Origin of the sequence: Mesorhizobium sp. M0904 (assembly GCF_040319475.1) — a bacterium.
Taxonomy (GTDB): Bacteria; Pseudomonadota; Alphaproteobacteria; order Rhizobiales; family Rhizobiaceae; genus Mesorhizobium.
This window is the reverse complement of record NZ_JAMYOC010000063.1, coordinates 1-626: the sequence shown is the minus strand read 5'-3', so window position 1 is coordinate 626 and position 626 is coordinate 1. Positions and strand designations below refer to the sequence as shown.

The 626-nt window shown below is 62.8% G+C and carries 1 protein-coding gene and 1 pseudogene; both read left to right on the top strand.

Going from position 1 to position 626, the window contains the following annotated elements; genetic code table 11:
• The coding region (locus tag NKH80_RS30060; RefSeq protein WP_352995670.1) for a zinc-binding dehydrogenase at window positions 1–402 on the top strand (402 nt) is incomplete at its 5' end.
• Between the two features lie 70 nt (window positions 403–472).
• A pseudogene (locus tag NKH80_RS30055) lies at window positions 473–626 on the top strand (S-(hydroxymethyl)glutathione synthase); the annotation flags it as partial.

The following is a 626-nucleotide window of genomic DNA, read 5'->3' as shown; positions in this document are numbered from 1 at the left end:
GGCGACATCGTGGCCCATCTCGTCAACATGACCAAGCGCGGCGCCGACCAGATCGGCGGCGCCGACTACACCTTCGACTGCACCGGCAACACCAAGGTCATGCGGCAGGCGCTTGAAGCGTCGCATCGCGGCTGGGGCAAGTCGGTCGTCATCGGCGTTGCCGGCGCCGGCCAGGAGATCTCGACGCGGCCGTTCCAGCTGGTCACCGGCCGCACCTGGATGGGCACCGCCTTCGGCGGCGCGCGCGGCCGCACCGACGTGCCGAAGATCGTCGACTGGTACATGGCCGGCAAGATCGAGATCGATCCGATGATCACCCACACGCTGAAGCTCGAGGACATCAACAAGGGCTTTGACCTGATGCATGAAGGCAAGTCGATCAGGAGCGTGGTGGTTTACTGAGGAGGAGAAAGCCGCCGGCTAACCAGCCAGCGGCCGAAAATGCACATGTTCAACACGGGAGGAGACAAAAATGCCGGAAAAACTGCATCCTAAAATCGACAATGGACTGCCACGGGAAAAGCCCGATTTTGCCGGCGGGACGCTGGTCTGCGCCTGCACCAGCAACCCGGTCAAGGTGAAGGTCAAGGGCCAGATCGCCCACAACCATGCCTGCGGCTGCACCA